General features: G+C 46.9%; 22 protein-coding genes. 9 read left to right on the top strand and 13 right to left on the bottom strand.

Annotated elements, in window-relative coordinates; all coding sequences use genetic code 11:
* Positions 1 to 129 precede the first annotated feature (129 nt).
* The 3 genes from DMN77_RS12240 to DMN77_RS12230 all read left to right on the top strand — a co-directional run bounded on the left by DMN77_RS12240 (position 130) and on the right by DMN77_RS12230 (position 2,434).
* The gene (locus DMN77_RS12240; protein ID WP_068780214.1) at positions 130 to 546 is read left to right on the top strand and encodes a hypothetical protein; all 417 of its coding nucleotides are present in this window, start codon (positions 130 to 132) and stop codon (positions 544 to 546) included.
* A gap of 124 nt (positions 547 to 670) precedes the next feature.
* Complete coding sequence (locus DMN77_RS12235) at positions 671 to 1,528, top strand: DegV family protein (protein ID WP_068780213.1); 858 nt, start codon at positions 671 to 673, stop codon at positions 1,526 to 1,528.
* Positions 1,529 to 1,579: 51 nt separating this feature from the next.
* Positions 1,580 to 2,434, top strand: a complete 855-nt coding sequence (locus DMN77_RS12230) for a DegV family protein (RefSeq protein ID WP_068780212.1) — start codon at positions 1,580 to 1,582, stop codon at positions 2,432 to 2,434.
* Positions 2,435 to 2,995: 561 nt separating this feature from the next.
* Here DMN77_RS12230 and DMN77_RS12225 read toward each other — a convergent pair.
* Both DMN77_RS12225 and DMN77_RS12220 read right to left on the bottom strand, forming a co-directional pair.
* Entirely contained in the window at positions 2,996 to 3,334 is a 339-nt protein-coding gene (locus tag DMN77_RS12225; protein ID WP_179015161.1) for a hypothetical protein, read from the bottom strand.
* Between the two features lie 427 nt (positions 3,335 to 3,761).
* Positions 3,762 to 4,316 carry a hypothetical protein gene (locus tag DMN77_RS12220; protein WP_179015159.1) on the bottom strand — a complete coding sequence of 185 codons (555 nt, stop codon included), beginning with the start codon at positions 4,314 to 4,316 and terminating at the stop codon, positions 3,762 to 3,764.
* Positions 4,317 to 4,509: 193 nt separating this feature from the next.
* Here DMN77_RS12220 and DMN77_RS23905 point away from each other — a divergent pair, with 193 nt between their 5' ends.
* The 3 genes from DMN77_RS23905 to DMN77_RS12210 are packed head-to-tail and all read left to right on the top strand — an operon-like array spanning position 4,510 to position 6,166.
* Positions 4,510 to 4,770, top strand: coding sequence for a hypothetical protein (locus DMN77_RS23905; RefSeq protein WP_256872361.1), 261 nt, complete (start codon positions 4,510 to 4,512; stop codon positions 4,768 to 4,770).
* Positions 4,754 to 5,860: a lipase family protein gene (locus DMN77_RS12215; RefSeq protein WP_256872360.1), complete on the top strand. Its 1,107-nt coding sequence runs from the start codon at positions 4,754 to 4,756 to the stop codon at positions 5,858 to 5,860. The genes DMN77_RS23905 and DMN77_RS12215 overlap by 17 nt, the downstream gene beginning before the upstream one ends.
* Before the next feature lie 27 nt (positions 5,861 to 5,887).
* Entirely contained in the window at positions 5,888 to 6,166 is a 279-nt protein-coding gene (locus DMN77_RS12210; protein WP_068780209.1) for a hypothetical protein, read from the top strand.
* 184 nt (positions 6,167 to 6,350) lie between these two features.
* Here DMN77_RS12210 and DMN77_RS12205 read toward each other — a convergent pair whose 3' ends face one another.
* From DMN77_RS12205 to DMN77_RS12175, 7 genes are all read right to left on the bottom strand, one after another.
* Positions 6,351 to 7,781 (bottom strand): SpoVR family protein, encoded by a 1,431-nt coding sequence (locus DMN77_RS12205; protein ID WP_179015158.1) that lies wholly within the window; start codon positions 7,779 to 7,781, stop codon positions 6,351 to 6,353.
* A gap of 1 nt (position 7,782) precedes the next feature.
* Complete coding sequence (gene yhbH / locus DMN77_RS12200; RefSeq protein WP_068780207.1) at positions 7,783 to 8,946, bottom strand: sporulation protein YhbH; 1,164 nt, start codon at positions 8,944 to 8,946, stop codon at positions 7,783 to 7,785.
* Positions 8,947 to 9,158: 212 nt separating this feature from the next.
* Positions 9,159 to 10,943: a glycoside hydrolase family 9 protein gene (locus tag DMN77_RS12195; RefSeq protein ID WP_179015156.1), complete on the bottom strand. Its 1,785-nt coding sequence runs from the start codon at positions 10,941 to 10,943 to the stop codon at positions 9,159 to 9,161.
* 93 nt (positions 10,944 to 11,036) lie between these two features.
* The gene (locus tag DMN77_RS12190; protein WP_068780205.1) at positions 11,037 to 12,008 is read right to left on the bottom strand and encodes an ROK family protein; all 972 of its coding nucleotides are present in this window, start codon (positions 12,006 to 12,008) and stop codon (positions 11,037 to 11,039) included.
* A gap of 44 nt (positions 12,009 to 12,052) precedes the next feature.
* Complete coding sequence (locus DMN77_RS12185; RefSeq protein WP_179015155.1) at positions 12,053 to 12,775, bottom strand: glucosamine-6-phosphate deaminase; 723 nt, start codon at positions 12,773 to 12,775, stop codon at positions 12,053 to 12,055.
* Between the two features lie 109 nt (positions 12,776 to 12,884).
* Positions 12,885 to 13,721, bottom strand: a complete 837-nt coding sequence (locus DMN77_RS12180) for a YitT family protein (RefSeq protein ID WP_179015153.1) — start codon at positions 13,719 to 13,721, stop codon at positions 12,885 to 12,887.
* 432 nt (positions 13,722 to 14,153) lie between these two features.
* The gene (locus tag DMN77_RS12175; protein ID WP_068780202.1) at positions 14,154 to 16,049 is read right to left on the bottom strand and encodes a PrkA family serine protein kinase; all 1,896 of its coding nucleotides are present in this window, start codon (positions 16,047 to 16,049) and stop codon (positions 14,154 to 14,156) included.
* A gap of 831 nt (positions 16,050 to 16,880) precedes the next feature.
* On the opposite strand from DMN77_RS12175, the gene DMN77_RS12170 reads away from it, so the two are divergent.
* Positions 16,881 to 17,618, top strand: a complete 738-nt coding sequence (locus DMN77_RS12170; RefSeq protein ID WP_179015152.1) for a DUF2161 domain-containing phosphodiesterase — start codon at positions 16,881 to 16,883, stop codon at positions 17,616 to 17,618.
* 100 nt (positions 17,619 to 17,718) lie between these two features.
* Here the strand turns inward: DMN77_RS12170 and DMN77_RS12165 are convergent, their stop codons facing one another.
* Positions 17,719 to 19,398 (bottom strand): aminotransferase class I/II-fold pyridoxal phosphate-dependent enzyme, encoded by a 1,680-nt coding sequence (locus tag DMN77_RS12165; protein WP_179015150.1) that lies wholly within the window; start codon positions 19,396 to 19,398, stop codon positions 17,719 to 17,721.
* Between the two features lie 638 nt (positions 19,399 to 20,036).
* On the opposite strand from DMN77_RS12165, the gene DMN77_RS12160 reads away from it, so the two are divergent.
* Complete coding sequence (locus DMN77_RS12160) at positions 20,037 to 20,441, top strand: hypothetical protein (protein ID WP_068780189.1); 405 nt, start codon at positions 20,037 to 20,039, stop codon at positions 20,439 to 20,441.
* A complete protein-coding gene (locus DMN77_RS12155; RefSeq protein ID WP_068780188.1) occupies positions 20,438 to 21,505 on the top strand; it encodes a phosphodiester glycosidase family protein in 1,068 nt (355 codons plus the stop codon). The genes DMN77_RS12160 and DMN77_RS12155 overlap by 4 nt, the downstream gene beginning before the upstream one ends.
* Before the next feature lie 495 nt (positions 21,506 to 22,000).
* On the opposite strand, the gene DMN77_RS12150 is transcribed toward DMN77_RS12155, so the two are convergent.
* The 3 genes from DMN77_RS12150 to serC form a co-directional block, all read right to left on the bottom strand.
* Positions 22,001 to 22,246, bottom strand: a complete 246-nt coding sequence (locus DMN77_RS12150) for an AbrB/MazE/SpoVT family DNA-binding domain-containing protein (RefSeq protein ID WP_068780187.1) — start codon at positions 22,244 to 22,246, stop codon at positions 22,001 to 22,003.
* Between the two features lie 249 nt (positions 22,247 to 22,495).
* On the bottom strand, positions 22,496 to 22,960 hold the full coding sequence (gene trmL / locus DMN77_RS12145) for a tRNA (uridine(34)/cytosine(34)/5-carboxymethylaminomethyluridine(34)-2'-O)-methyltransferase TrmL (RefSeq protein ID WP_068780186.1): 465 nt from the start codon (positions 22,958 to 22,960) through the stop codon (positions 22,496 to 22,498).
* A gap of 475 nt (positions 22,961 to 23,435) precedes the next feature.
* Positions 23,436 to 24,524, bottom strand: a complete 1,089-nt coding sequence (gene serC / locus DMN77_RS12140; protein WP_179015149.1) for a 3-phosphoserine/phosphohydroxythreonine transaminase — start codon at positions 24,522 to 24,524, stop codon at positions 23,436 to 23,438.
* Positions 24,525 to 24,677: the final 153 nt, after the last annotated feature.

Here is a 24,677-nt window from a genome sequence, read left to right as displayed (position 1 = left end):
TCATTCATCTTAACCCAATGGCTGGATTCATTCTAGTAGTACACACAATTGAAATAGTCATTGATTTTTTGGCAAAGATATGAAAAATTAAACAGAGTAATCATTATGGCCTAAAGGAGACTTATTTAAATGGAAAACTTTGACCAGAGGAATTATAATACATATCCTTCCTACCCCGGCCCCGCCCAAGGCGGCCAACCTTCCCAAATCATCAAGCATTCGGGCCCCGGTATCGCTTCCTTCATCATAAGCCTGGTAGCTATTATGGGCTATCTTTTCGCTACAGTGCTTGTAACTGTCGCAGCCGCCAATGTTCTGGAAGGCCCGGAAGAGCTGTTCGAGGAGTATTTCATACAGCAAGGCAGCGCAATTGCCGGAGTATTGCTGCTCTTGATTACTATGCTCTTGAATCTGACCTCCCTTATCCTGGGCATTGTCGGCATCAGCATGAAGAATCGCAAGAAAGTGTTCGCAATATTAGGTACGATTTTCTCGGCAATTCCTATACTGCCGGTGATTTTCATATTATTGTTTGCTAATCTATAAGAAACGTTGCTTCTATAATAATACGTATTCAGAAATAGTACCGCTCACCCCCCGCTTTTCTGCACCGGGGAAGGTTTGAGGAAGAAGCTAGGGACTATTCACAACTATTTTAAAGGAGATGCATATGTCACAGATAAAAATATTCGCAGACAGCACCTCCGATCTGCCGGCAGATTGGATTACAAAATATGAAATAGGAATTATACCTCTCTACGTTGTATTTGGTGATGAGATTTATCGGGATGGGATTGATATTACTCCGGAGGAGCTTTATCGCAAGGTGGAAGAAAGCGGCTCTCTGCCGAAGACTACAGCGCCATCGCCCACCGATTTCATCCACGCTTTCAGTCCGCATATCGAGCGCGGCGACACGATCGTCTATCTCAGCTTGTCGTCCAAATTGTCTGCAACCTATCAAAATGCCCTGATCGCGGCGGACGAACTCCCGCCAGGGCGGGTACATGTTGTCGACTCCCTGAATCTGTGCAGCGGAATTGGTTTGCTTGTCATGAAGGCCGTCAAAGCGGCTGAGCAAGGGAAGACCGCAGCGGAAATTACCGCGATGTTAGAGCACACCCGGCAACTGGTAGACACCGAATTTGTTATCGATACGCTGGAGTATTTGTATAAAGGCGGACGCTGCTCCGGCATGCAGAACTTCATCGGCAGCTTGCTGAAGATCCGGCCGATCCTTAAGGTTGTTGACGGCTCGATTATCCCCGCTTACAAAGTACGCGGCAAGAAAGATAAAGCCGTTCAAAAAATGCTGGATAACGCACTTGCAAATCTTGACGCAATGGATAATGATGTAATTATTGTTGTACACACGCTTGCAGAGGAAGAAGCCCTTTATTTGGCGTCCGTATTAAAAGAGAAGACCGGCGCGCGCGAAGTAGCGATCTCCCAGGCAGGATGCGTTATTTCGAGTCATTGTGGCCCACATACGGTAGCAATCATGTATACTAAGAAGTCTGAGGCCTGATAGAGCAGACAGCTTAAGGACTAACTTAAACCATATAAGGAGGACTACACAATGGGAACTCTCAAAATATTCGCTGACAGCACATGTGACCTGCCATCCGATTGGATTGGGAAATATGACATTGGAATTATTCCCCTGTATGTCATCTTTGATCAGCAGACCTATAAAGATGGCGTTGACCTGGATACCCCCATGTTATATCAGAAGGTAAGCGAGACGAAGAAGCTGCCAAAGACGGCTGCGCCTTCACCCGCTGACTTCATTCAGGCCTTCACGCCAGCCATCAACGAAGGCAAGGATATCCTCTATATCAGCTTGTCGTCTGAGCTCTCTTCTACGTATCAGAACGCATTGATCGCGGCAGCTGAGTTCCCCGAGGGACGAGTTCGTGTATTTGATTCACTGAACCTGTCTACCGGCATTGGTCTGCAGGTGATGAAGGCATATCGAGCAGCCGAAGCAGGCCAGAACATCGAAGAGATCATGGACCTCCTGCACAGAACCCGACCGCAGGTAGAGACGGAATTCGTGATCGATTCCCTCGACTATCTCTACAAAGGCGGACGCTGCTCCGGCATGCAGAATCTAGTCGGCAGCCTGCTCAAGATCCGTCCGGTCATCAAAGTGATCGATGGGAAAATGACCCCCGCCTACAAAGTGCGCGGCAGCCGTGAGAAGGCTCTTCATCAAATGCTGGACAATGCGCTTGCCTGCATCGAGGATATGGACAATGATCTGATCTTCGTCACCCATTCGCTGGCGGATGAAGATGCCGACCAATTGAAGAGCATTCTGCAAGAAAAGACCGGCGCCAGGGAAGTCGCCATCTCCAAGGCCGGCTGCGTCATCTCAAGCCACTGCGGTGCAAAGACCATCGGCATTTTGTACACGAAGAAAATAAGCTAGCACTAGAGAATAAACCCGAAATAAAACAAAACATGACGTGCAAATTGGTATCCCGTTTGTACGTCATGTTTTTTAATTTATAAGTTATGTATTTTGCCCTCAATCAACTATTTGAACACCCATGCGCTCCTAATTGATTACGATATATCCTTACAGACCTGTTGTTGAATCAATGGATGGGTTACGTCTGTTAATAAACCACTTTGGACCGCTAATATCATCCACCTTTTTTCTTCATAATTATACCAAACAGTGATTTTTTCATCTTCATGTTCCTTTTTATAACCATAAGGATACATTGTATTATCTATTGAATAATATCATAGTCTGTTATAACAAAGTCACTATCAAAATGTTCTTTTATGTATTCTTTTCTTGACTAATTTTCGTGCCCGGCTCAATTATTGCTTTCCTTTCTAGATTGTATTTAAAGCGATATACTTCGATTATCATAAATACAACTACAAATATCGTTATCCATATTAATAGCTTTTTCCGCACATAAACCCCCACACAGTATTTTACTTGGTACTCAGATTTTTTTCATCGAAACCATACTGGTTATGGTATATCCTTCTTTTCACTATTAAGAAACCACTTAGGACCTCCAACACCGCGTACTTCTTTATTTTTATAATCGTATTTCACGCTAATCTTTACATCTTTATGCTCCTTAATATAACCATCAAGATACATTGTACTGCTTATTGAGGAATCGATAATATCATAGTCTGTTATTATAAAGTCACTATCAAAATGTTCTTTTATGTGTTCTTGACTAATTTTCGTGCCCGCCTCAATTATTGCTTTCCTTGCTAGATTGTACTTGTAGCGAAATGCACCGATGACGATGAATATAACAACAAGAAATATCCCTAGTAAAATCAATATTTTTTTCATTTGCATCCCTTTTCAAAAAAATCTCCTCATCCCATTATTCACTTTATTTCACTCTCTATGAACCACTTTGGTCCCCAAACATCTCGTACTTCTTTTTTTTCATAATCATATGTTACAGAGATTGTGATATCTTCGTGTCCCTTAATATATCCATCAAGAAATAATGTTCTATTTATAGAAGGATGAATTAGATCATAATCTCTTAATATAAACTCACTATCAAAATGTTTCTTTATGTATTATTGGCTTATTTTGTGGCCGTCCCTACCATTGCTTTCCTTTCCAAATTGTACTTGTAACGATATACTCCGATAACCGTGATTATAACCAGCGCTATTGTTACTCAAATCAACAACTTTTTCCTCATCGCAAACCCCCACACAGTATTTTACTTGGTACTCAGATTCTTTCATCGAAACCACATTGGTTATGGTATATCCTTCTTTTCACTATTAAGAAACCACTTGGGACCTCCAACACCACATACCTCTTTATTTTTGTAATCGTAAATCACACTAATCTTTACATCTTCATGTCCTTTAATATAACCATCAATATACATTCTATTATCTATTGAAGAATGAATAATATCATAGTCTGTTATAACAAAGTCACTATTAAAATGTTCTTTTATGTGTTCTTGACTAATTTTCGTGCCCGCCTCAATTATTGCTTCCCTTTCTAAATTGTACTTGTAACGAAATGCTCCAATGACGATGAATATAACAAGAAATATCCCTAGTAAAATCAACAGCTTCTTCCGCATTTCAACACCCCCGCACCTTTCACTAACTTTTTCTTCATAATCGTATATACCCAAAATGGATGTATCTTCATGTCCCCTTATAAAAACATTGAGATGCATTCTAATGCCTGTCTCGACTATTGCCTTCCTCTCCAAATTATATTTGTAGCGATATGCTCCAATGACGATAAATATAACAAAAAATATTCCTAATAAAATTAACAGTTTTCCCCACATGAATTCCCTCTTACTACTTATTATCGTTTCAAAAAAGAGAACTTTCATAGTAGTTAAAACACATTCCTCATATCCTAATTTTATCCTATATAGTATAATAGTACCGATTACCCAAAATGTAAAATCATGAAATTATTACAACATACTTCCTGATTATAAAATTTAAATTTAAATTTTTCTAGGAGGGAGCTTTATGACATACATAAATGATAAAACTTATAGGGAGATATCAGGCTTAGCATATGTGAGGGATATTACTAATGAAGATCTCAATAGTATTCCAAATTGGAGCATTGTTGAACCAGAAGGAGCCATGCTGCACGACACCAATGGCTCTGGTTTTGATGCAACGGTCTTCTATAATGAGAAAACAAATCAGGTCATTATCGGCTATAGAGGTACAGAACCCCCGGACCGCCCCGTTTGGAGCGTTGCTTATGGACTATGGAACTGATATTAATGATGTTATCGGTAATCGCCCCAAAAATTTAGAAGAAGTTCATAAGTATTATGAGAAGAATAAGGATAAAATCAATCAACTACCGCTCCAAAATGCATTACCTTTCATGCAATATGAAGCCAAATACCAGGATAATCAATTTACACAAGCCCAAAATTTGTATGATGCTGTTAAGAAACAATATCCTACCGCCGAAATATCCACTACTGGCCACTCTCTAGGAGGAGCAGAGGCCGAGTATGTCGCAGTCCGTAATGGGTTGAATTCAGTAAGTTTTAATGCACCTAGCATCACACATCTTCTGTCCGATGATCTTCAGGAGAAAGTGAAGAATAGTAAGTTCCGCGATACGAATATTGCTTACGTTCATCCTGGGGACGCGATCGGTTCTGGTGCAGTTAATTCAGAGCCTCATGTCGGAGAAACTTATTACATTAACTCTACCTTTAATGATGCTAACGATAGATACAATACAATATATATCCCTTTCTCTGTTCCTCAACGAAGAGATAATTGGTTTGCTCAAATGCTCTTTGGCTATAAATGGACACCCATTCAATTTGTTCCTTATACATATCCCTTAGGGAAACAGTCGGCACTCATGAAAATGTACAATTCTATTGCTGGAGAGGAATATCATTCCCTAGAATATTTCAAATTTGATGAAAACGGTAATCTGGTTAATAACCTGTTTACTATGGACGGTGAAGCGGTAGAGTTTAATCCGAGAGTTTCTGCCTATGAGGAGATGGTTGCAACTAGCAGATGGACGGGAAGCGATGTGGTAACTTTTATAGGGAACATGAACGGGGGCAGCATTCAGCTTACACCTGAAGAACTGCAAAGAACCGCGCAACAAATGCGAAACAGCCTGCAGGAATTTGACAGTGGAATTCATCTTGCGATTCGTTTATTCCAAGCAGAGGTAGAGACAAGTCAGAGCAACGCTCTGAGACCAATCATCTACGATGCGACCGATTCCTTCAGAAAAATAAATCAATGGTATCTTGAATCCATCTCAGATATTGCTAATTACATCGACTTGAAGGCAAAGCTATTCATCGCTGCCGATCAACAGCACTAAATTAGAACAAAGGGTGGTGTAAATTGTATGAGTCGAATATCCCTAGAACTTGAGGATCTAAGGAGAGCAGTTCAGCAATGCGAGTATTTAAAGCAAAAGCTCCAACTCCAAGAACAGCAAATGAGAAGCCTATACCGTCGTTTACATGATTGGAAAGGCGCGTCTGCTGTTAAGCTAGAGTCCAAAATGGAAGCCTTTCTTCGTGAAGCGGCTAAGAAAGCCTATGAAATAGATATACATAAAGAACAACTTCAGCGTTATATTCAACAGATGGAGAGAGTCGATCTTTCCTACTATGGCCATTAACCTTTTCATAGAGCGTGCACTCTTCAAATGTACAATATACACAGGATATCAATCTAAAACAGCAAAGCCATAGCTCCAGATCACGTATAAAATCAGTTTGTCAATTTAACATCCCGATCGAGGATCCGGCTATGGCTCATCATTACAGGTTACATTAACTTCTTACCCACTTCACTTCTAAACCTTATACAATCCTCCGGCTCACTTTATTGCCGTCATAGCTAAACAAAGCGCATTTGTTCTCGACGATCGTCTCAAGATGGACGGGTCTGCCCCAGAGCGTATAGACATACGGCAGCGTGCGTTCCAGATATTTAAGGTCCAGCTCCAGACCGTCATATTGATGCTTCAGCAGCAGCTCACCAGACCGGTCATAATCTCCGTTCTTCACAACAACGTAAGGAAATCCTCCGTTCATGCGGGAGGCAACCAGTTGATCACGTACATTCTCCCACCTTTTATCGGTAATTTTCCACTCTGGCCCTTGCTTCTCGAAAATATACAGATCCAGATCGTTCACTAACTGCTTCGTTAAATAGCTGCGCAGGAATGAAGTATCCAAATCAAGCTCCCGCACCCCGAAGATTTTTTCCCTGCCCTGCCCGGGAACCCGCCCAAATCTCGTCCGTTCCTCCTCTGTCGGCTCGTTCCAGCGCCGTTCGATATCCTCAAAGATTTTCAGGCCCAGGTAATAGGGATTCAAGCTTTGCGAAGGCTGTACAACGGAAGCGTTAAGCTTGGCGAATTCGATCGTCTCCTCACTGCTCAGATCCATCTCGCGCAAAATGCGCTGATGCCAATAAGAAGCCCAGCCTTCATTCATAATCTTCGTCTCCATCTGTGGCCAGAAATAGAGCATTTCCTCGCGCAGCATGCTCATAATATCCCGTTGCCAGTCCTCCAGATGTTCTGAGTACTCCTGGATGAACCAGAGAATATCCTTCTCCTGCTCCGGTGGAAACGGAATCGCATCCTCACTATCCGAAAACGCTGCGCCCTGATTCTCAAGTCCCCACAGGTCGTCATATTCTCCCTGCCGGACCGGCGCTTTCTTCTTCTCCTTAGCTTGACGCTGCTTCTCTTCCATCTGCTGCCGCTTATCATAGCGATGTGGCTTGATTAGCTGCGGATCAACATGCTCCTGGATAGCCAGAACGGCATCGATAAATGCCTCCACCTTGCCTGCACCATGAATCAATTCGTAACGATTGATCCGCTCCGCCGTCGCAGACATGCTCTCGACCATATCACGATTCGTAGCCGAAAAGCGAAGGTTGTTCTTGAAGAAGTCGCAATGAGCCAGCACATGGGCAATGATCAGCTTGTTTTGTATCAGCGAATTGCCTTCCAGCAGGAAGGCATAACATGGGTTGGAATTAATGACGAGCTCATAAATTTTGCTTAACCCAAAATCATACTGCATCTTCATTTTATTGAAGGTTTTTCCGAAGCTCCAATGACTGAAGCGAGTCGGCATCCCATAAGCCCCGAAGGTGTAGATGATATCAGCCGGGCAGATCTCGTAACGCATCGGATAATAATCCAGCCCAAATCCATCGGCGATCTCCATAATTTCCTGAATCGAATACTCCAACTGTTCCAGCTCAGCCGCCACGTTATTCGCCTCCTTCCCGTTTGTGGAAAAAGCGTTTCAAGGCCTGATACACCTCACCCTTCTCCTTAATGACATAGTACAGAAACCGTTCATGCCTCAAATTGCGATAAGCGGACATTAAGGTGCTGCCGCGGTTGTATTGATTGACCTCCCCGTAGCCGAACATATTCGAGCGCTTCAAAAGCTCATTAATCAGCCTCGTGCAACGTTCATTGTCTGAAGTGAGATTATCGCCGTCGGAGAAATGGAAAGGATAAATATTGTAGCTGGACGGAGGATACCGTTCATCTATAATCTCCAGCGCCTTCTGATAAACGGACGAGCAGATCGTGCCACCGCTCTCGCCACGGGTGAAAAAATCCTGCTCGCTAACCTCCTTCGCTTCCGTATGATGAGCTAGGAACACGATCTCTACCTTCTCATATTGCCGGCGCAGAAATCGGGTCATCCAGAAGAAGAAGCTTCGAGCACAATACTTCTCAAAATTGCCCATGCTTCCGCTTGTATCCATCATGGCAATAATGACCGCATTGGAGCGGGGGACCTTGACATCCTCCCATGTCTTATAACGCAGATCGTCCGGTGAGATGCCATGGATACCCGGAGAGCCGGAGGTCGCATTGCGACGCAGGTTTTCCAGAATCGTCCGTTTCTTATCGATGTTGGACATCAGCCCCTTCTTGCGGACATCGTTGAACCGGAACGAGACCGTCTCCATCTCCTCTTTATCCTTATCTTCAATAAAGGGGAGCTCCAATTCATTGAACAGCATATCCTCTAAATCCTCGATGCTAATCTCGGCCTCTACGACATCATGTCCGGGCTGATTGCCTGCTTTCCCTCCTTTGCCAGCCTCCTTCGGCTGATCCTGAGCCAGCACATCGCCAACTTCACTGTCCCCATTCCCTTGCCCTACATGCTTCTGCTTCTGGAAATTATGGATGAAGCGGTATTCCTCCAAGTTGCGCAGTGGAACCTTAATAATCTGCTTGCCGTCCGACATAATGATATTCTCTTCCGTAATCAGGTCCGGCAGATTCTGCCGAATGACTTCCCGCACCTTCTCCTGGTGGCGCTGCTGATCCTGATAACCTTTGCGATGCAGCGACCAATCTTCCTTGGAGACGACGAAGTTGAACTTATTCTGTTCAAATGAAGATGACACAGTGGGCACCTCCCTATTGGAATGTCAGGGGATTAAAAAGTAGCTGTAACTAAGTATATTCAAGCGGCGCGGTGATATGTGAGGGAGAAGCAACGCAAGTATAGCCCATTGGCCGAAATAGAGTAGAGCGGCTAGAACAAATAAAAAACCACCGGTGCTTCAGTCCGGCGGTTTAATCGAGATCTAGTCTTTACATTTACAATTGGACCCGCTTACTGATCTTCGGAATCCGACAGGTCGCCAAGCGCGACCGCATACATATACCATGAGGCATGCGGCAGCCATTGCTCGGCCCAGCGCCAATTGTCATCAACAACACCCGGCTCTGATTTGATGAAAAGTTCGATATCCTCCTCATCGGTTAATCCAGAGGTAATGCCATTGCAAATTCCCCCCGGACAGTTCATATAGTCGAACCCATTCACAAAATGGTACTGCGGATTGTTCCGCCCGGAGCCCTGCAGCATGCAGCTGTCAAACGGGTTAAGTCCGAGAATCCAACTCAACTGAGCGTCGGCATAGGCCAACAACCTTTCCTTGAACGCAGTATCCTTAGCTTCTGTTAACTGCTTGGACAGCAGTCTGGCAGCTGTGGCTAAAGACGCAAGACGTGCGTTCTCCCCTTGCCACCAAGGGGAGACCTCTGTCTGGTGCGGCAGGAAATAAGAAGTATATCGCCGTCCATCACTGCTTTGTACATATTGCCGTGCCAATCCGAACGGATTCACAACCTCCCCGGTTATTTTCAGTTCAGATTCCATAACCCGAAGGGCCGCCTCCATTATATTGCTGCGGCGTGACGGATTCTTCTCAATCTGCAAATAATTCAGCAGTGCTACTACCGGAAGGCCGGCATCCGAAGCATGGAAGAACGGGCGTCCCTCCTCATTGGCACTCCAATAACATCCCCACTCTGAACTTGGTTTTATATAACCGATTAACCGCTCAGCGCTCTCACCCGCCTGTTTCAGATAATCCGGATCCAGGGAGGCCTGGTACAATTCAACTAACGCGATTAACCGGCAATATTCATCCAATAGATTCGGCTTGCCATCGTTCAAATATTTGGCATTATTCTCCGCCAGATATTCATACGACTCCCGGGCTGCCTGCAAATATTGCTCGCGCGAATAATCGCCAGGGTAAGCGTGCCGGCTCGCAGCAGCCAGCGCAGCGATGGCAAATCCAGCGCCTTGACGGAACCCTGTCTCATAGGACTCATCGGTAATCACTTCAACCTCAGCCGTAGCCGCTGCTCCAAACTGGGAAGAAGAATTCTTGTACTGGAACGAAATGCTCCGGTCCTCCGCCTTCATGAACTCTCCACTGCGTCTGACCGAGCGGAAGAAGCTGCCCGAGGGCGCCCTCATCCGGAACATATAATCCGCACCATACATCGCTTCATCCAGCAGTCTGCGCTTGAATTGATAGTAGTGGCGATTCCCTGATTCCTCGAGCAGCTCATGCGCCTTGAACAGAACCCATGCTGCAAAGGAGCCTTGCTGCGGATTAAAATAAGTCGCATGCGACAGATGCGATAGATGCTTACCATAATCCCCGGTCGCATCGTACCATCCCCCGTGCAAGTCATGCTGTCCTTCCCGTTCTCCGGCGAACGGAATATTCCGGTCCGCGCGGTCAAAATCTCCACTGCACCGCTGAGCTTTGAGATAGAAAATGACATCCGATAGACTTTGTTTTCCAAGCAAATGATCTTCTATAGCAAAATCATAGGAACGAATCACACCGTGTGTCGTATCACATTCAATGACATACCGTCCCTCGACCTGCAACCCATCAAAATCTGCCGTCCAGAAAAACCAATTCCTCCATTTTCCCACCGTTCCGCAGCACTGGACAGTTCCGGCATAAGCCATCTGCCCGCTCGACTGATCCACCACTTGAAAGCTGCTGACCTCATCTGTACTGCTGCCCATGATGACAGCACGTTTCGTTCCCTTTCGCTCATACCCGATATGATTAATCAATATTTTCATCCAGTTATCGTCCTCTCTCCCTGACCTGCCCACGTCATTTAATTCGCTGAAATCAGGTTTGCCCAAAGCAGGCATTCGGGGAAATTTGCATGGTTATCCAATTTTCTCATAATCCCATGCCAGACAGGCCGCCCCAAGCAATCCGGTCACCTGTGGTCCTAACTCCGTAAGTGAGATCTCCTTCAGCCCTCGCCTTGATACCCCGGTTGTATTCTGATATACAAAATCGCTAAGCTCCTTCAACAGCCAGCTATCCCTCATCACTCCGCCGCCCAGAATAATCGCTTCCGGGTTAAGGATATTCACCAGGTTAACCAGTCCGATCCCGATCGACCAGATGAACTCCTTATGTATTTTCATCGATAATAGATCTCCCCTGCGCGCCTCTCTAAAAATATCCACGGATGTAATCCCACCTGATTGAATAAGAGGGCCCAGTCTCGAATCCGGATAGTCACTGATCCAGCGGATGGCCCGTTTGATCATGCCGCCTCCTGAAGCAGCGGATTCCAGACACCAGCTACTCCCACACATGCACTGTTCCATGTCACGCCCGACGAAGGTATGACCGATCTCTCCGGCATAATTGGAGGCTCCCCTGATCAGTCTGCCGTCACTGATGATCCCCGCAGCAATCCCTGTGCCGATATTAACATATAAAAAATGGCGATACTCCCGGCCTTTTCCGAGATGAAGCTCAGCCAGTGCCGCCGTATGTACATCATTATCGATGGCTACGTTCATCCCGTAGCGTTGCTTCAGATCGTCTCTGAAGCGAATCATTTCCATCCCCGGTACCCTCATCGTTCCGAGCCAGTCCCCCTGTTCAAAATCAACGTGGCCAAACACTCCAATTCCGATATTTACAGAGATATTCTCTTCGCGGCGTCCATGGATATAATCCGCAATGGAACGATAGATACTGCCCTTCAGCGAGGACTCCGTGCTAAGATCGATCCCGTATCTGGCATGATGAATAATATCGCCCTGACGGGTCACCGAACCGATCAATATTTTTGTCGCACCAATATCAATTCCTACAGTTACTGGCTCATCTACACGCATTTGGCTAGATCTCCTTTCAATTTATCCCTGGATCTGAATCGTGACTATAATAGCTCGGCTGCTGCCTTATCCATAATAATCGTCAGGCTAGGATGCAGCTGCAGGACGGAGGCTGGAACATCCGTAGTTATCGGTCCCATTAAGGCCTGCCTGATAATCTCGGATTTGCCCTTCCCTTTAGCCAGGAGCAGGATCTGCTTCGATCTCATAATCCGCCGAATTCCTACGGTAATCCCTTGCTCAGGGACGCTGCCGACTGCGCCGAAGAATCCGGCTTTATCCTGCGTCGTGCGACTGGCCAAATGAATGACATGTGTATCCAGATGAAAAGGGGTCCCCGGCTCATTAAATCCAATATGACCATTACTCCCGATCCCGAGTATTTCGAGATCAACAGGATGCTCATCAAGGAGTCTATCGTAGACAGTGCAAGCCTGCTGCAGATCTTCGGCCATGCCGTCCGGCATATAAATATGGTCGCTTTGCAAGCCGATAGGGTTCAATACCTGGTGACGAATCCGGTAGCTGACACTTCGCGGATCATCTGGAGATAGACCGACATACTCATCCAATGTAAACGCCTTCATTTTTGAAAAATCAATACGCCATTGACGACGCAATTGGGCCAGCTCCCGATGGACTCCCACCGTTGTCTCGCCCCCCGCAAACGTAATTACGCTATCAGGCTTCGCTACAATTTGCTTTGCAATTTCAAGCGCAGCCGCAATATGAAACTGTTCCTCCGTGTCTTCCACTATGATCCTCATGAAGCACCTCCCAAGATGTGTAATCACCTCTATATTACCCCCTCTCTACCTGGAAGTGAGGTGGAAAATCTTCTAATATGGGGTTAATATTCTACAAAAAAAGAGCTGCCTATTTCGACAGCTCCATAAATCCTTCCCCGAATACATCGCGTACATCATGGATGGTGATAAATGCATTCGTATCGATCGCTTTAACAATCTTCTTCAGTTGACTAATCTCTTGCTTATTAATGACAATATACAAGATTTCCTGCGGCAGTTTCGTATAAAAGCCATGTCCATGAAGCACGGTTACGCCCCGCTCCATCAGAACATTAACCTGCTCCGCAATCTGATTCTGCTCCTTGGATACGATCATTACTGCTTTTCTCGGATTCAGGCCTTCTATAATGAAATCCATTACCTTGGTACCGACAAACAGCATCACAATGGTGAACATCAAGCTCTGAACCCCAATAATGAACAAGGAGGCGAAGACAACAATCAAATCGAAAAATAGCAAAGCATAGCTTACATTCCAATCCAGATACTTATTCATAAGCCGGGCAAGAATCGTAGATCCTGCTGTCGTCCCGCCCACCTTAATAATGAGCCCGATGCCCACCCCGGCAAATACGCCACCGAAGACAGCATTCAGCATTAAATCATGGGAGGCGATGCTCCATCCCTCTGTAAGATACAAGAAAAGAGAATTAAATACGACAGCAATAATTGTATATATGGTTGTCTGCTTATCGAGAAATTTGTACCCGACCACCAGCAATATCGAATTAAATATGAAGTTAACAAGTCCAGGAGACCATTGGAACAAATAATACAAAATGATGGTGACCCCGGTAACGCCGCCTTCGCCAAAGTCATTAGGAATCACAAACAGATTTACATCCAATGCAAAGATCAATGCGCCCAAGATAATAGTTACAATATCGGTTATTTTCTTTTTCATGAAGTAAGCCCCTTCTTGTGAGTATGGTCTTAGCCCTCGCGCAGAAACATATAGATCCGACCTGCTCGTAAAAAATGGGAAAGAGCGCACCGCGGCAGGGTACGCCCTTTTTTTCAACATGGATTGTACTGCGCTCCGAACCATTTAGCCGGTCAAGCCTGTTATTTCATTGTAGTGGAAATATTATGATTTGTTAAGCCATTTTCAGAAAATGAATAAATATACAAATGATAACGACTTTTGCTGATCTTCACTGTACCTTTGCTTCATGAAAGCAGCAGCTTCACGGCCATATGTAACCCTTTTTTATCGCAAAAAAGAAGCCCGCCACTATCAAGTGGCAGACTATAATCTATAATTCAGCTTATCTTCCTATAGAAGCAGGAAGCCCATGCCCCCAGTCATGTCTCCTGCCCCTGATAGCGGGATCATCTAACGGTTCAACAGGCTCCCCACATAACGCAGCAGTTCATTCGCGCATACAGGGCAATAGCCGTGCTCATCAATCAAGCGCTTGCTGACCTCATTGATGCGTTTCAATTGACTCTCATCCGGCGTCTTGGTAGAAGTCGTGATTTTGACGATGTCCTTCAGATCCGCGAACAGTTTTTTCTCGATGGCTTCCCGCAATCGATCGTGATGATTGTACTCGAATTTACGGCCTTTACGAGAGTAAGCGGAGATGCGAATCAAGATCTCTTCGCGGAAAGCTTTTTTGGCATTTTCGGAAATGCCGATTTGCTCTTCAATCGAACGCATCAGCCGCTCATCCGGATCAAGCTCCTCATCTGTAAGCGGGTCGCGCCGCTTCGTCCAGTTGCAGAACGCTTCAATATTGTCTAGATAATTCTCGAACAGTGTCTTGGCCGACTCCTCAAAGGAATAGACGAACGCCTTCTGAACTTCCTTCTTTGCGATCTCGTCATACTCCTTGCGAGCAATGCTGATAAAGTTCAAGTATCTATCGCGTTCCTCCTTCGTAATCGAAGCATGCTGATCCAAGCCATCCTTAATTGCCCGAAGAATATCAAGCGCACCCATGCATTGAATATCCTGTTTGATCAAGGCGCTGGATATCCGGTTAATTACATAACGCGGATCGACCCCGGACATTCCTTCCTCCAAATATTCATTCTGCAGCTCTTTCAAGTCCGCATCCTTGTAGCCCTCCACCTCTTCCCCGTCGTAGAGGCGCATTTTTTTAACGAGATCGACGCCTTGCTTCTTCGTCTCCTTCAGCCGGGTCAGTATAGAGAAGATCGCCGCGGAACGCAGAGCATGCGGAGCAATATGCACATGTCCCATATCGCTCTGGCCGATCAGCTTGGCGTAGATTTTCTCCTCCTGCGATACTTTCAGATTATATGGGATTGGCATGACGATCATCCGCGATTGCAATGCTTCATTCTTCTTGTTCGCGATGAAGGATTTATATTCGGATTCGTTTGTATGTGCCACAATGAGCTCGTCGGCCGAGATCAAAGCAAATCTTCCCGCTTTAAAATTCCCCTCCTGCGTCAAGGACAACAGATTCCAGAGAAACTTCTCATCGCACTTCAGCATTTCCTGGAACTCCATCAGCCCGCGATTCGCTTTATTTAATTCACCATCAAAACGGTAAGCTCGGGGATCGGATTCAGAGCCAAATTCCGTAATCGTGGAGAAGTCAATGCTTCCGGTTAAGTCGGCGATATCCTGTGATTTCGGATCTGAAGGACTGAATGTGCCAATCCCGATCCGCCCTTCCTCAGATAACAGCACCCTTTCAACCGGCACCTTCTCGATATCTCCGCCAAACTCTGTACGCAGTCTCATCTGGCAGACCGGGCAGAGGTTCCCCTCGATTCTGACCTGAAGCGCCTTCTCTACCTCCGGGCGCAGCTCATGAGGAACAAGATGCAACGGCTCCTCATGCATCGGGCAGCCAGAGATGGCATAGACCGCTCCGCGCTGTGTACGGGAAAATTGCTCCAGACCGCGCTTCAGCATTGTGACAAGCGTCGATTTGCCCCCGCTCACCGGACCCATTAACAGCAAGATGCGTTTGCGGACATCAAGCCTTCTGGCCGCGGAATGGAAATATTCCTCTACCAGCTTCTCCACAGCCCGATCCAGTCCGAAAATTTCCTGTTCAAAGAACTTATACTTTTTCCGGCCATTCAGCTCTTCCACGCCGTAAGACTCGATCATTTCATACACCCGGGCATGGGCTGTCATGGCAGGTGAAGGATCCTCGGCGAGCAGAGCGACATAGTCCTTAAATGTTCCGTTCCATGCTAAAGCATCGCTTTCCGCCCGGTAAGCCGCTATACGTTCAAAAATGTCCATGTTCGGTACCTCCTGTACTCCGCTTGGGGTCTCCCCGTCCCTTTGATCCTGACCAGCAATGGAATAACCTGCAGCATCATCATTTATTTAGTCAAATCTCTACACCTGACTTAATTAGAAAAAGTGTATTACATACCTATGCGGAAACAAGCAAGAAGTTGACCTTTTTTATCCGTATTAATTATTCCAGTCGGAATAGTCCAGTTTCATACTCGCATCATGCAAATGATCGAGGAGCGCTTCAGGCTGTGCTATAATTTGGGTTATAAGCTGCATCTAACCATCGATAGATCGCCGAAGTCATAGCAACAGCATGTGCCATGGATGAGTAAATGGAGCATGCGCTGAACCCGGAAACGAAGCTTAGCCAAAAGGAACAAAGCTTTGAGTGCATACACCTCCAATTCACTGGGCCAAGCAGCCCTATGAAAGACGGCCGGCTGACACCAACAAAGCGATGGAATAGTTTGCCAAACTGGGGAGCGCTATTTGTGCCAATATAGAGCATTTAAATTTCTAACGAAACTGGAGAGCGTTATTTGTGCCAATATAGGGCATTAGATTTCTAACGAAACTGGGGAGCGTTATTTGTGCCAATATAGGGCATTGGATTTCTAACAAAACTGGGGAGCGTTATTTGTGCCAATATAGGGCATTTAAATTTCTAACGAAACTGGGGAGCGTTATTTGAGCTAAAATGAGCCGTTTTGGCCGTATTTTCTCCTAATAGCGTGTCTGTGTTTCGTTAGAAATAAAAACATAGCGTTTTTGCGTCAATAACGTTTCCCAGTTTCGTTAGCGTGTAAATCTTGGAAGTAGAGGGAGATATGCATGGCAGTCAAGCATGAGACGGAATTGTATGCTCCGCTGAAAGCTTTTTTTGAAGAGCGGGGATATGAAATAAAAAGCGAGGTCCGGCATTGTGATCTGGTCGGATATCGCCCAGAGAACGATGAGCCATTAATCGTAGAAATGAAGAAGAGCTTCAATCTGCCCCTTCTCCTGCAAGGATTGGAGCGTCAGAAGCTCAGCAGCGAGGTATATTTGGCTGTAGAACGAGCGCGAGCCAAGAAGGGAGCGCATAATCAGCGCTGGAGCGAAATCACGAATCTGTGCCGCAGACTCGGCCTTGGCTTCATTACGATTACGCAGTACAAGACGAAGAAGCCCTTTGTGGAGATTCATTGTATGCCTGGGGAGCATCTGCCCGCGCCTTCGCAGAACGTCGTTAAGGCCCGGGCTGCCCGCTTGCAGTATGAATTTAATGAAAGAAGCGGCGATTATAATGTAGGCGGCAGCCACGGCACGAAGCTGATGACCGCGTACCGCGAGAAAGCGCTGCGTATTGCAATGGTCCTGCAAGAAGGCGGAGAGATGGCCCCCAAAGACATTAAGCTGCTAAGCGGCATCGGCCAGACCGCAGGAATTCTGCAAAAGAACTACTATCTCTGGTTCCGCAGAGTTTCACGCGGACGTTATGTCCTGACCTCTGAGGGCGAACACGGTTTGAAGCAATACGGTCACATCATCGAGGCATGGCGTACTTCTGCTCCTTCTGCGGAAGAGTAAAAGCGTGATCCTTCCTATAAAACAATATTTCCTTCAGCAGGAATTCTCACTCCAATCCTGCCTTTCACCGCATGCGAACCAGCATGCGGTGTTTTTGTCCCTAGCTCCTCGCCGTGAACTCTGCCAGGGCGTCTTCGATCCGCGCTATGCCCTCAGCGATTCCCATTGCCGGATAAGCTGCATAATTCAACCGAATCCAGTCCCCTTCCGTAATCGGGGGCTGTTTCCATTCCTCTAAAGCGGCATAGCAGCGAGCGCCCGGTGTAAATGCCACCCCCTCTAGCATTGAGGCCTTCAGCAGCGCCTCCGAGGAAATTCCTTCCGGGAGCCGTACCCACAGAAATAATCCGCTGCCCGGTTCATGAACCTCCGCCTTCCTCCACTCTGTATCCGTAAGCAGTTCCTTCATATATATCCGCCGGGCATTTAATTCATCCAATACTGCTGCAGTAAACTTCATTATTGAGAAGCGATCATCTGTAAGCAGCCTGCCGAGCATGAGGCAGGTTTGATTCGAAGCTGGGCTTAGCCCAGCTTCAGTGCGAGCGGCGGCGTGCCTGGCGGGCATCGCCGTATTGCCGCGCAGCCAGGCCAGCGGCAGCGATGGGAACAGGGCCCGCTCGAACGAATCCAGCAAGACGACGCCCGTTCTTCTCCATTTGGCTTGATTAAGGCATAAGGAGAAGAACGAGTCGGACGCTGCCCGGACCGATGCGGTGCCCGCGCCGCCACGCCCGGCGGCGGTGCGCGCAGACCCCAGCACCCCGCAGGCGGTGCCGTCTTCGACGATCGGCACACGGTGCCGATCGCACTGCTCCAGCAGCGCCAGCATGCGCTGCTGGCTCCACACCGCGCCGGGCGGCCCGGTGCTGTGCAGCGGCGTCACGTACACCAGCGCCGGCTTCGCCGCGCGGAGTTGACGCCGCAGGTCGTCCGGCAGCATGCCGTCCCGGTCACATTGGACCGGGACAGGGACCGCGCCGCGGCGGCGCAACGCCCACAGCGCCTCCGGCGAGGTGGGCGACTCCACCACCACCGCGTCGCCCGGCTTCAGCAATGCGCAAATCGCAAGCTCCAGCGCCTCTGCTGCACTGTCCACCAGCAGCAGACGGTCCTCCGCCTCTGCTGCTCTATGCCCACCCTCCGCTTTCCGATAAGCGGAGCCTAACCATTCCAGCAGCCGCTTCACAGCCTCAGCTTCTGACTTCGCAGCTTCATCGATCTGACCAATCTCTTTAGTCCGAGACTTTACCACTTCATCGATCTCGCTGGCCTTATCTGCTCCTGATCTTATCCCTCCATCGATCCCTCTCGCCCTATCCGCTCCTGGCTTTACCACTTTATCGATCCTGCTTGCCTTATCTTCCCCCGCCTTTACCACTTCATCGCTCTCTCTCGCCTTATCTGCCCCTGACTTTACCTCTCCATCGGTCTCTCTGGCCCTATCTACTCCTGACCTTATCCCTCCATCAATCTCACTCGTCCTATCCGTCCCTGACCTTATCGCTCCATCGATCTCACTCGCTCTGGCGGCTCCATGATCAGCTGACCCGCTTCTCTGTGGGCGCTTTATTTCTGGTTCTCGACCGGCAACATGCTTGTTTCCACCGGGTAATCCCAACTCATCCACAATCCTCGCCAGAGGAGCGTTTAGTGAAGACAACTCCCCAGCAGAACTCCCGGCGAAGGATATAAAATCTCCGTCACGAATCAAACCTTCCACATCGCTGCGAAATATTTCCGGCAGCTGACTGATCGTCTGCTCCAACCACCTTTCCATGTTGTTCCTCCCCTTCCGTATCATCACCCTTAAGGCGATTGTACCTGAGGACAAATTGTAGCGGCAAATCTATTGTTTGCTTTTTTTCCACTAGAGACTATCAACAAATCCGGCATGGGATAGCAAAGTTGAACATGGCCGACAATGGTGACCAGCCTCAATGCTAAGGTAGCTCCTCTATAGTCCCTCCGATTGCCTTTCCCCCCCATATGCTGCAAGAATCGGATGCTCGCCCAGCAAGCAGTATCTGTTATTTATGTATTGTGCTTAATCACATCGATCCAATACGGGTAACGCTAGCTACAAATAATCTTTTAACGGACAAGTTGGCTGCTTAGGAAGATAACTTCAAATGCCTTCACTCTAACGGGCACAGCCTGCAAGTTATTTAGAGAAAATGTCTCTTTTTAGCTATATTCGCAGCATTTGGGGGCCCGTGACGTCCGTTAAAATTGATATATGGCTGTTGTTCACTTATAAGCATCGTAGGTGCCTGTAGCAAAAATACATTGGAAGCAGAAGCATAGCAGCAGAAAAGCGTATTTTTTAAACATCTGCTCATCGTTAATACTTCATTTTGCGAGAAACGATACCACATGATAGAATGTAATCTTGGAATAATAACTAGAGGTGATATAATGCATTACTCCACGGAGCCTATGTCAGATAACGTCCCAAGCAGAAAGAAGCGCCGGCCTTCCGTTAAGATGATTCTACTAACCTGGATTCTACTTATCGCCCTCGGCGTAACTGCCGCTTACCTATACAGCAACCATTTAAAAGATTCGATGATCGCACAGATGAACCTGGAGATACAAACCCGCACGGACGCAATGAAAACAGACTACACAACGCAGCTATCCGCTCTGTCCGCTGAGATTCAGGAGCTGAACAGCAAGGTGGAAGCCTTCAATGAGCTGCTCACCTTCACGAAAGATAATTCCAGCAATAAGACGGATAACAGCAACAAGCTGTACTCGCAGCTGAACGAAGTCAAAGAGCAACTCGCCGCGCTGCAGAAAAAGATGGATCTGTTAAAATGATAACGTCCCATAAGCAAATCAATCGCTTCTTTTTACTTGTGACAGGGCCTCTCTTGGGACTTCTCATCGCCATGCTGATTAGCGGAACCAGCCTGCATGTTCAACAGATACCCGCGCCATTTACAATCGACACAGATATTCCTGCCACCGCTGCTGCTATTTCCGACCAGCTGGATCAGGCAGAGGAAGCGGCCCAGACAACGATATCTTCTATTAAGAAGACGGCGGAGCTGTACAATAAGACAACCTCAACGATGTCGAAAATCGTACAGTCGTCGCAGAAAGCTGCCAAACGGCCTGAAACAATCTACAACAACAAAATTACAAGCAAGCTTGGTTCTCCTTACAAAACCGTGGAGTCCGACCGGATCAGGCTTGAGCTGTTCACCGTCAATCCCGGTACTTATCACGGCTATGCCATGAAGGTAAAGCTGAAATCGCCAGATGCAATGCGGATGACCCTGGGCAAGGACAAGCTGGGCAGTTCTGAGACGACGCTCGCCGCAGCCAAACGTTATGGAGCGATCGCTGGCATCAATGCCGGCGGGTTCGCCGACTCCAAGAAGGGGCGCTTCCCGCTCAGTACAACCGTCCTGGACGGCAAGTATTTGGGCGGATTTGAACCGAGCTACAAGGATCTCTTCTTTGTGGGATTGAATAAATCCGGCAAATTGATCGGCGGAAAGTTCGCCACGCAAGAGGAGCTGGACCGACTCCATCCGAGCTTCGGCGCTTCCTTCGTGCCGATTCTGCTCAAGAATGGGCAAAAGAAGCAGATTCCCGACAAATGGAAAACCTCGCCTCTGCGTGCTCCGCGCACCGTTATCGGCAATTATAAAGACGATCAGCTGCTGATTCTCGTCGTGGATGGATATAATGAGAACGGCGGCTCCGGGGCGACTCTCGAGGAGCTGCAGACCAGACTGTACAAGCTTGGCGTTCACGATGCATACAATCTGGACGGCGGTGGTTCTACATCGCTCGTCTTTAACGGCCAGATTGTGAATCATCCCTCTGATGGGCAGCTTCGTCCTGTTCCTACTCATTTTCTGTTTTTTAAATAGCAAAAAAGATCACTTTCCCAGTGATCTCATTGTGTCTGTGAAATATATCATATTTTGATTTATTTTTACCGCAGAGATGGATATAATAGGAACAAGAGATGTTAACTTGGAGGTGTCGTCCTTGTCTTTCTCATTAACATTCTGGATTATCGCCATTGTACTGGCTATGTTCCTGTGCGGAATTCTCACAGCATCCTATAACGACGATAAAACAAAAGGCCTGTAATAAATAAGCTTCCCTTCATAGGGAAGCTTATTTATTACATTTAGAGGACATTCAAAAAGTCCGTTTTTGATAATACAACCAATCAAGGTTAAATTTATGGCTAAGCGGCCGCGATTCAAGGACGAAGTCAATCAAGAAGCAGCTCGCATCGAATCTTGATTCACCCGGGTCTTCCGGCGCTCATATACCTGCTACGTATCTCCACTCCTCTGACCCTTGCTTCATCCAACCTTCTCGGTGCTGAAACCTGACTTTTTGAACACACCGATTTAGGTCAAATGGTTCATCTCGACCAAGCATTGATTGCAGATCGAACGCTCTTTAAAGTCGCTAACATTGTCCATAGATCCGCAAAATACACATTTAGGGCGATATCTTTCCAAAATAATATGATCACCCTGTACAAGAATTTCTACAGGATCTCCCTCATTCATTTGATATCTTTTGCGCAGCGACTTAGGCAATACGATTCTCCCCAGTTGATCCACTTTCCGGACCACTCCAGCTGGTTTCATGATATGATACACCTCTCCAACATAAAATTATTATGTAAAAAATAGAACGAAATACCTATCTAATAATATATATTTCGCTATTTTTTTGCAGATTCCTGCTAATCTCGACAGTAAAAATGCTTCTCCTGGATTCTCCGATCCCGGAACGGGTTAGACGTAGCGTTATGTAATTGACCACGCCAACTAATATCTACCGACCGATCGACAATTTAGCAGGCGCGGCCCGGTGGCCAAACAGCCCGTTTGGGCCTACTCCATGCCGGGGAAGCCGATCTGCCTTAATGCCTCGTAGACAATAATCGCCGCTGAATTAGATAAATTAAGCGAGCGCACCTTGTTGCTCATCGGCATTTTCATTAATGTATCCGGATTCGCCTCGAGAATTTCCGGCGCGAGTCCTTTGGTCTCTTTACCAAACACTAGAAAATCCCCATCACGGAATTCAAGATCCGTATAATACTGCTTTGCCTTCGTCGTAGCAAAAAAGAAGCGGCTGCCCGCGTATTTCTCTTCTACTTCCCGGAACGAATCATGATATTCGATATTTACCGCATACCAATAATCAAGACCGGCCCGTTTCATCGTTTTATCATCGGTACGGAAGCCAAGCGGACGCACCAAATGCAGATGAGCCCCTGTTGCCGCACAGGTTCTGGCTATATTCCCGGTGTTCGCCGGAATTTCCGGCTCCACGAGTACGATATGCAATGCCATGCTGATTAACTCCTCATCAAATAGTAGAATCTGTACTTTCCATAGCTGTCCAAGGGTAGTCCTCACCTATTATAACAGTTTAGCTCTCAAAGTATAAGAATCGTTTTTAAAATAAAATCCTATTAAAAGGGGTAGCTCAAAAAGTGCACTTAAACCCGAAGCAACGTAGAAAGTAATCTTGACCTGCGTATTCTGAATTCAGCCGAGCCTAAGCAAATACCTGCAAAACCATATTTCCCTCGGAAACCTCACAGGTACAGTTATTTTACTATGAGAAAAGGCCTGCGAACGTTCGAAAACATGCAGCTCCACTCCCCAGGCCCTAGCTTTATCAACGAAAGCCATTTTGAAAAAAAGCACCTCGGAAACCTAAGCTTCGGCTTCGGTGGCTGAAAGCTAACTTTTTTTGAATATCTATGAAAAGAAAAACCCTCCGTCGCCATTTGCAACGGAAGGTAAATAAATCCAAGCGATATTAGCCATTTTGCTGTTGGAAATGGTTCATAAAATCAACCAGAGCCTTAATGCTATCATATGGCACTGCATTGTAGATCGAAGCGCGGAGTCCGCCGACACTGCGGTGACCTTTAAGTCCTACGAAGCCCTCTTGCTCCGATTGCTTAATGAACTGCTTCTCCAGCTCTTCATTAGCAAGACGGAACGTCACGTTCATAAGGGAACGGCTCCCCAGCTCTGCGCAGCCGCGGAAGAACCCGCCGCTATTGTCGATCGCGTTGTACAGCAGGTCTGCCTTCTTGCGATTATTCTGCTCAACCGCTTGCAGCCCGCCCTGTTCTTCAATCCAGCGCAATACTTCATTCACCATATAAATAGAGAAGGATGGAGGTGTATTATAGAGCGAATTGTTGTCCGCCTGAATATCATAACGAAGCATGCTTGGCAGATGCTTAGGAGAATTGCTGATCAGCTCCTCGCGAGCAATGACAACCGTTACCCCGGAAGGACCCAGATTCTTCTGCGCCCCTGCATACACCATGCCGAACTGAGTCAGATCAAACGGACGGCACAAAATGTCACTCGACATATCCGCAATCAACGGCACGCTGCCGGTATCCGGATATTGTGTAAATTGGGTGCCTTCAATCGTCTCATTGGAGGTCAGATGCAGATAAGCTGTATGGTCTGGCAATTGGAGGTTGCCAAGATCAGGAATGGACATGTACTTGTCTTCTTCAGAGGACGCAGCCACATAAGTCTCGCCGATCAGCTTCGCTTCCTTAATCGCCTTGTTAGCCCAGCTTCCCGTCTTTACGTAAGCCCCGGCTTTGCCTCCAGTCAAGAGATTCATAGGAATCATCGCGAACTGCGTCGATGCCCCGCCTTGCAGGAACAGCACTTTATAACCTTGCGGATTGCCTAGCAATTGCAGCAGACGGCTGGACGCTTCATTATGAACTCCTTCATACACAGCCCCGCGATGGGACATCTCCATGATCGACATTCCTGTACCATGAAAATCAACAAATTCAGCTTGCGCGCGTTCCAATACCTCAAGCGGCAGTGCAGCCGGGCCGGCATTGAAATTATAAGCTCTCTTACTCATTTCTCCCATCCTCTCCTATTTTCCCTTATACCTGCGTAGTTTTTTGATAAGCATAATCATAGCAACTATTCTTTTCTACAGCAAGCTGATATTTCATGATATATCACCAATTCGCAGAATTGACACATTAACGCTTCACCAAGATATAGAGAT

It is taken from the genome of Paenibacillus sp. 79R4 (assembly GCF_013393165.1).
Lineage (GTDB): Bacteria > Bacillota > Bacilli > Paenibacillales > Paenibacillaceae > Fontibacillus.
The sequence above is the reverse complement of the archived record's forward strand: the minus strand, read 5'-3'. Positions and strand labels throughout refer to the sequence as shown.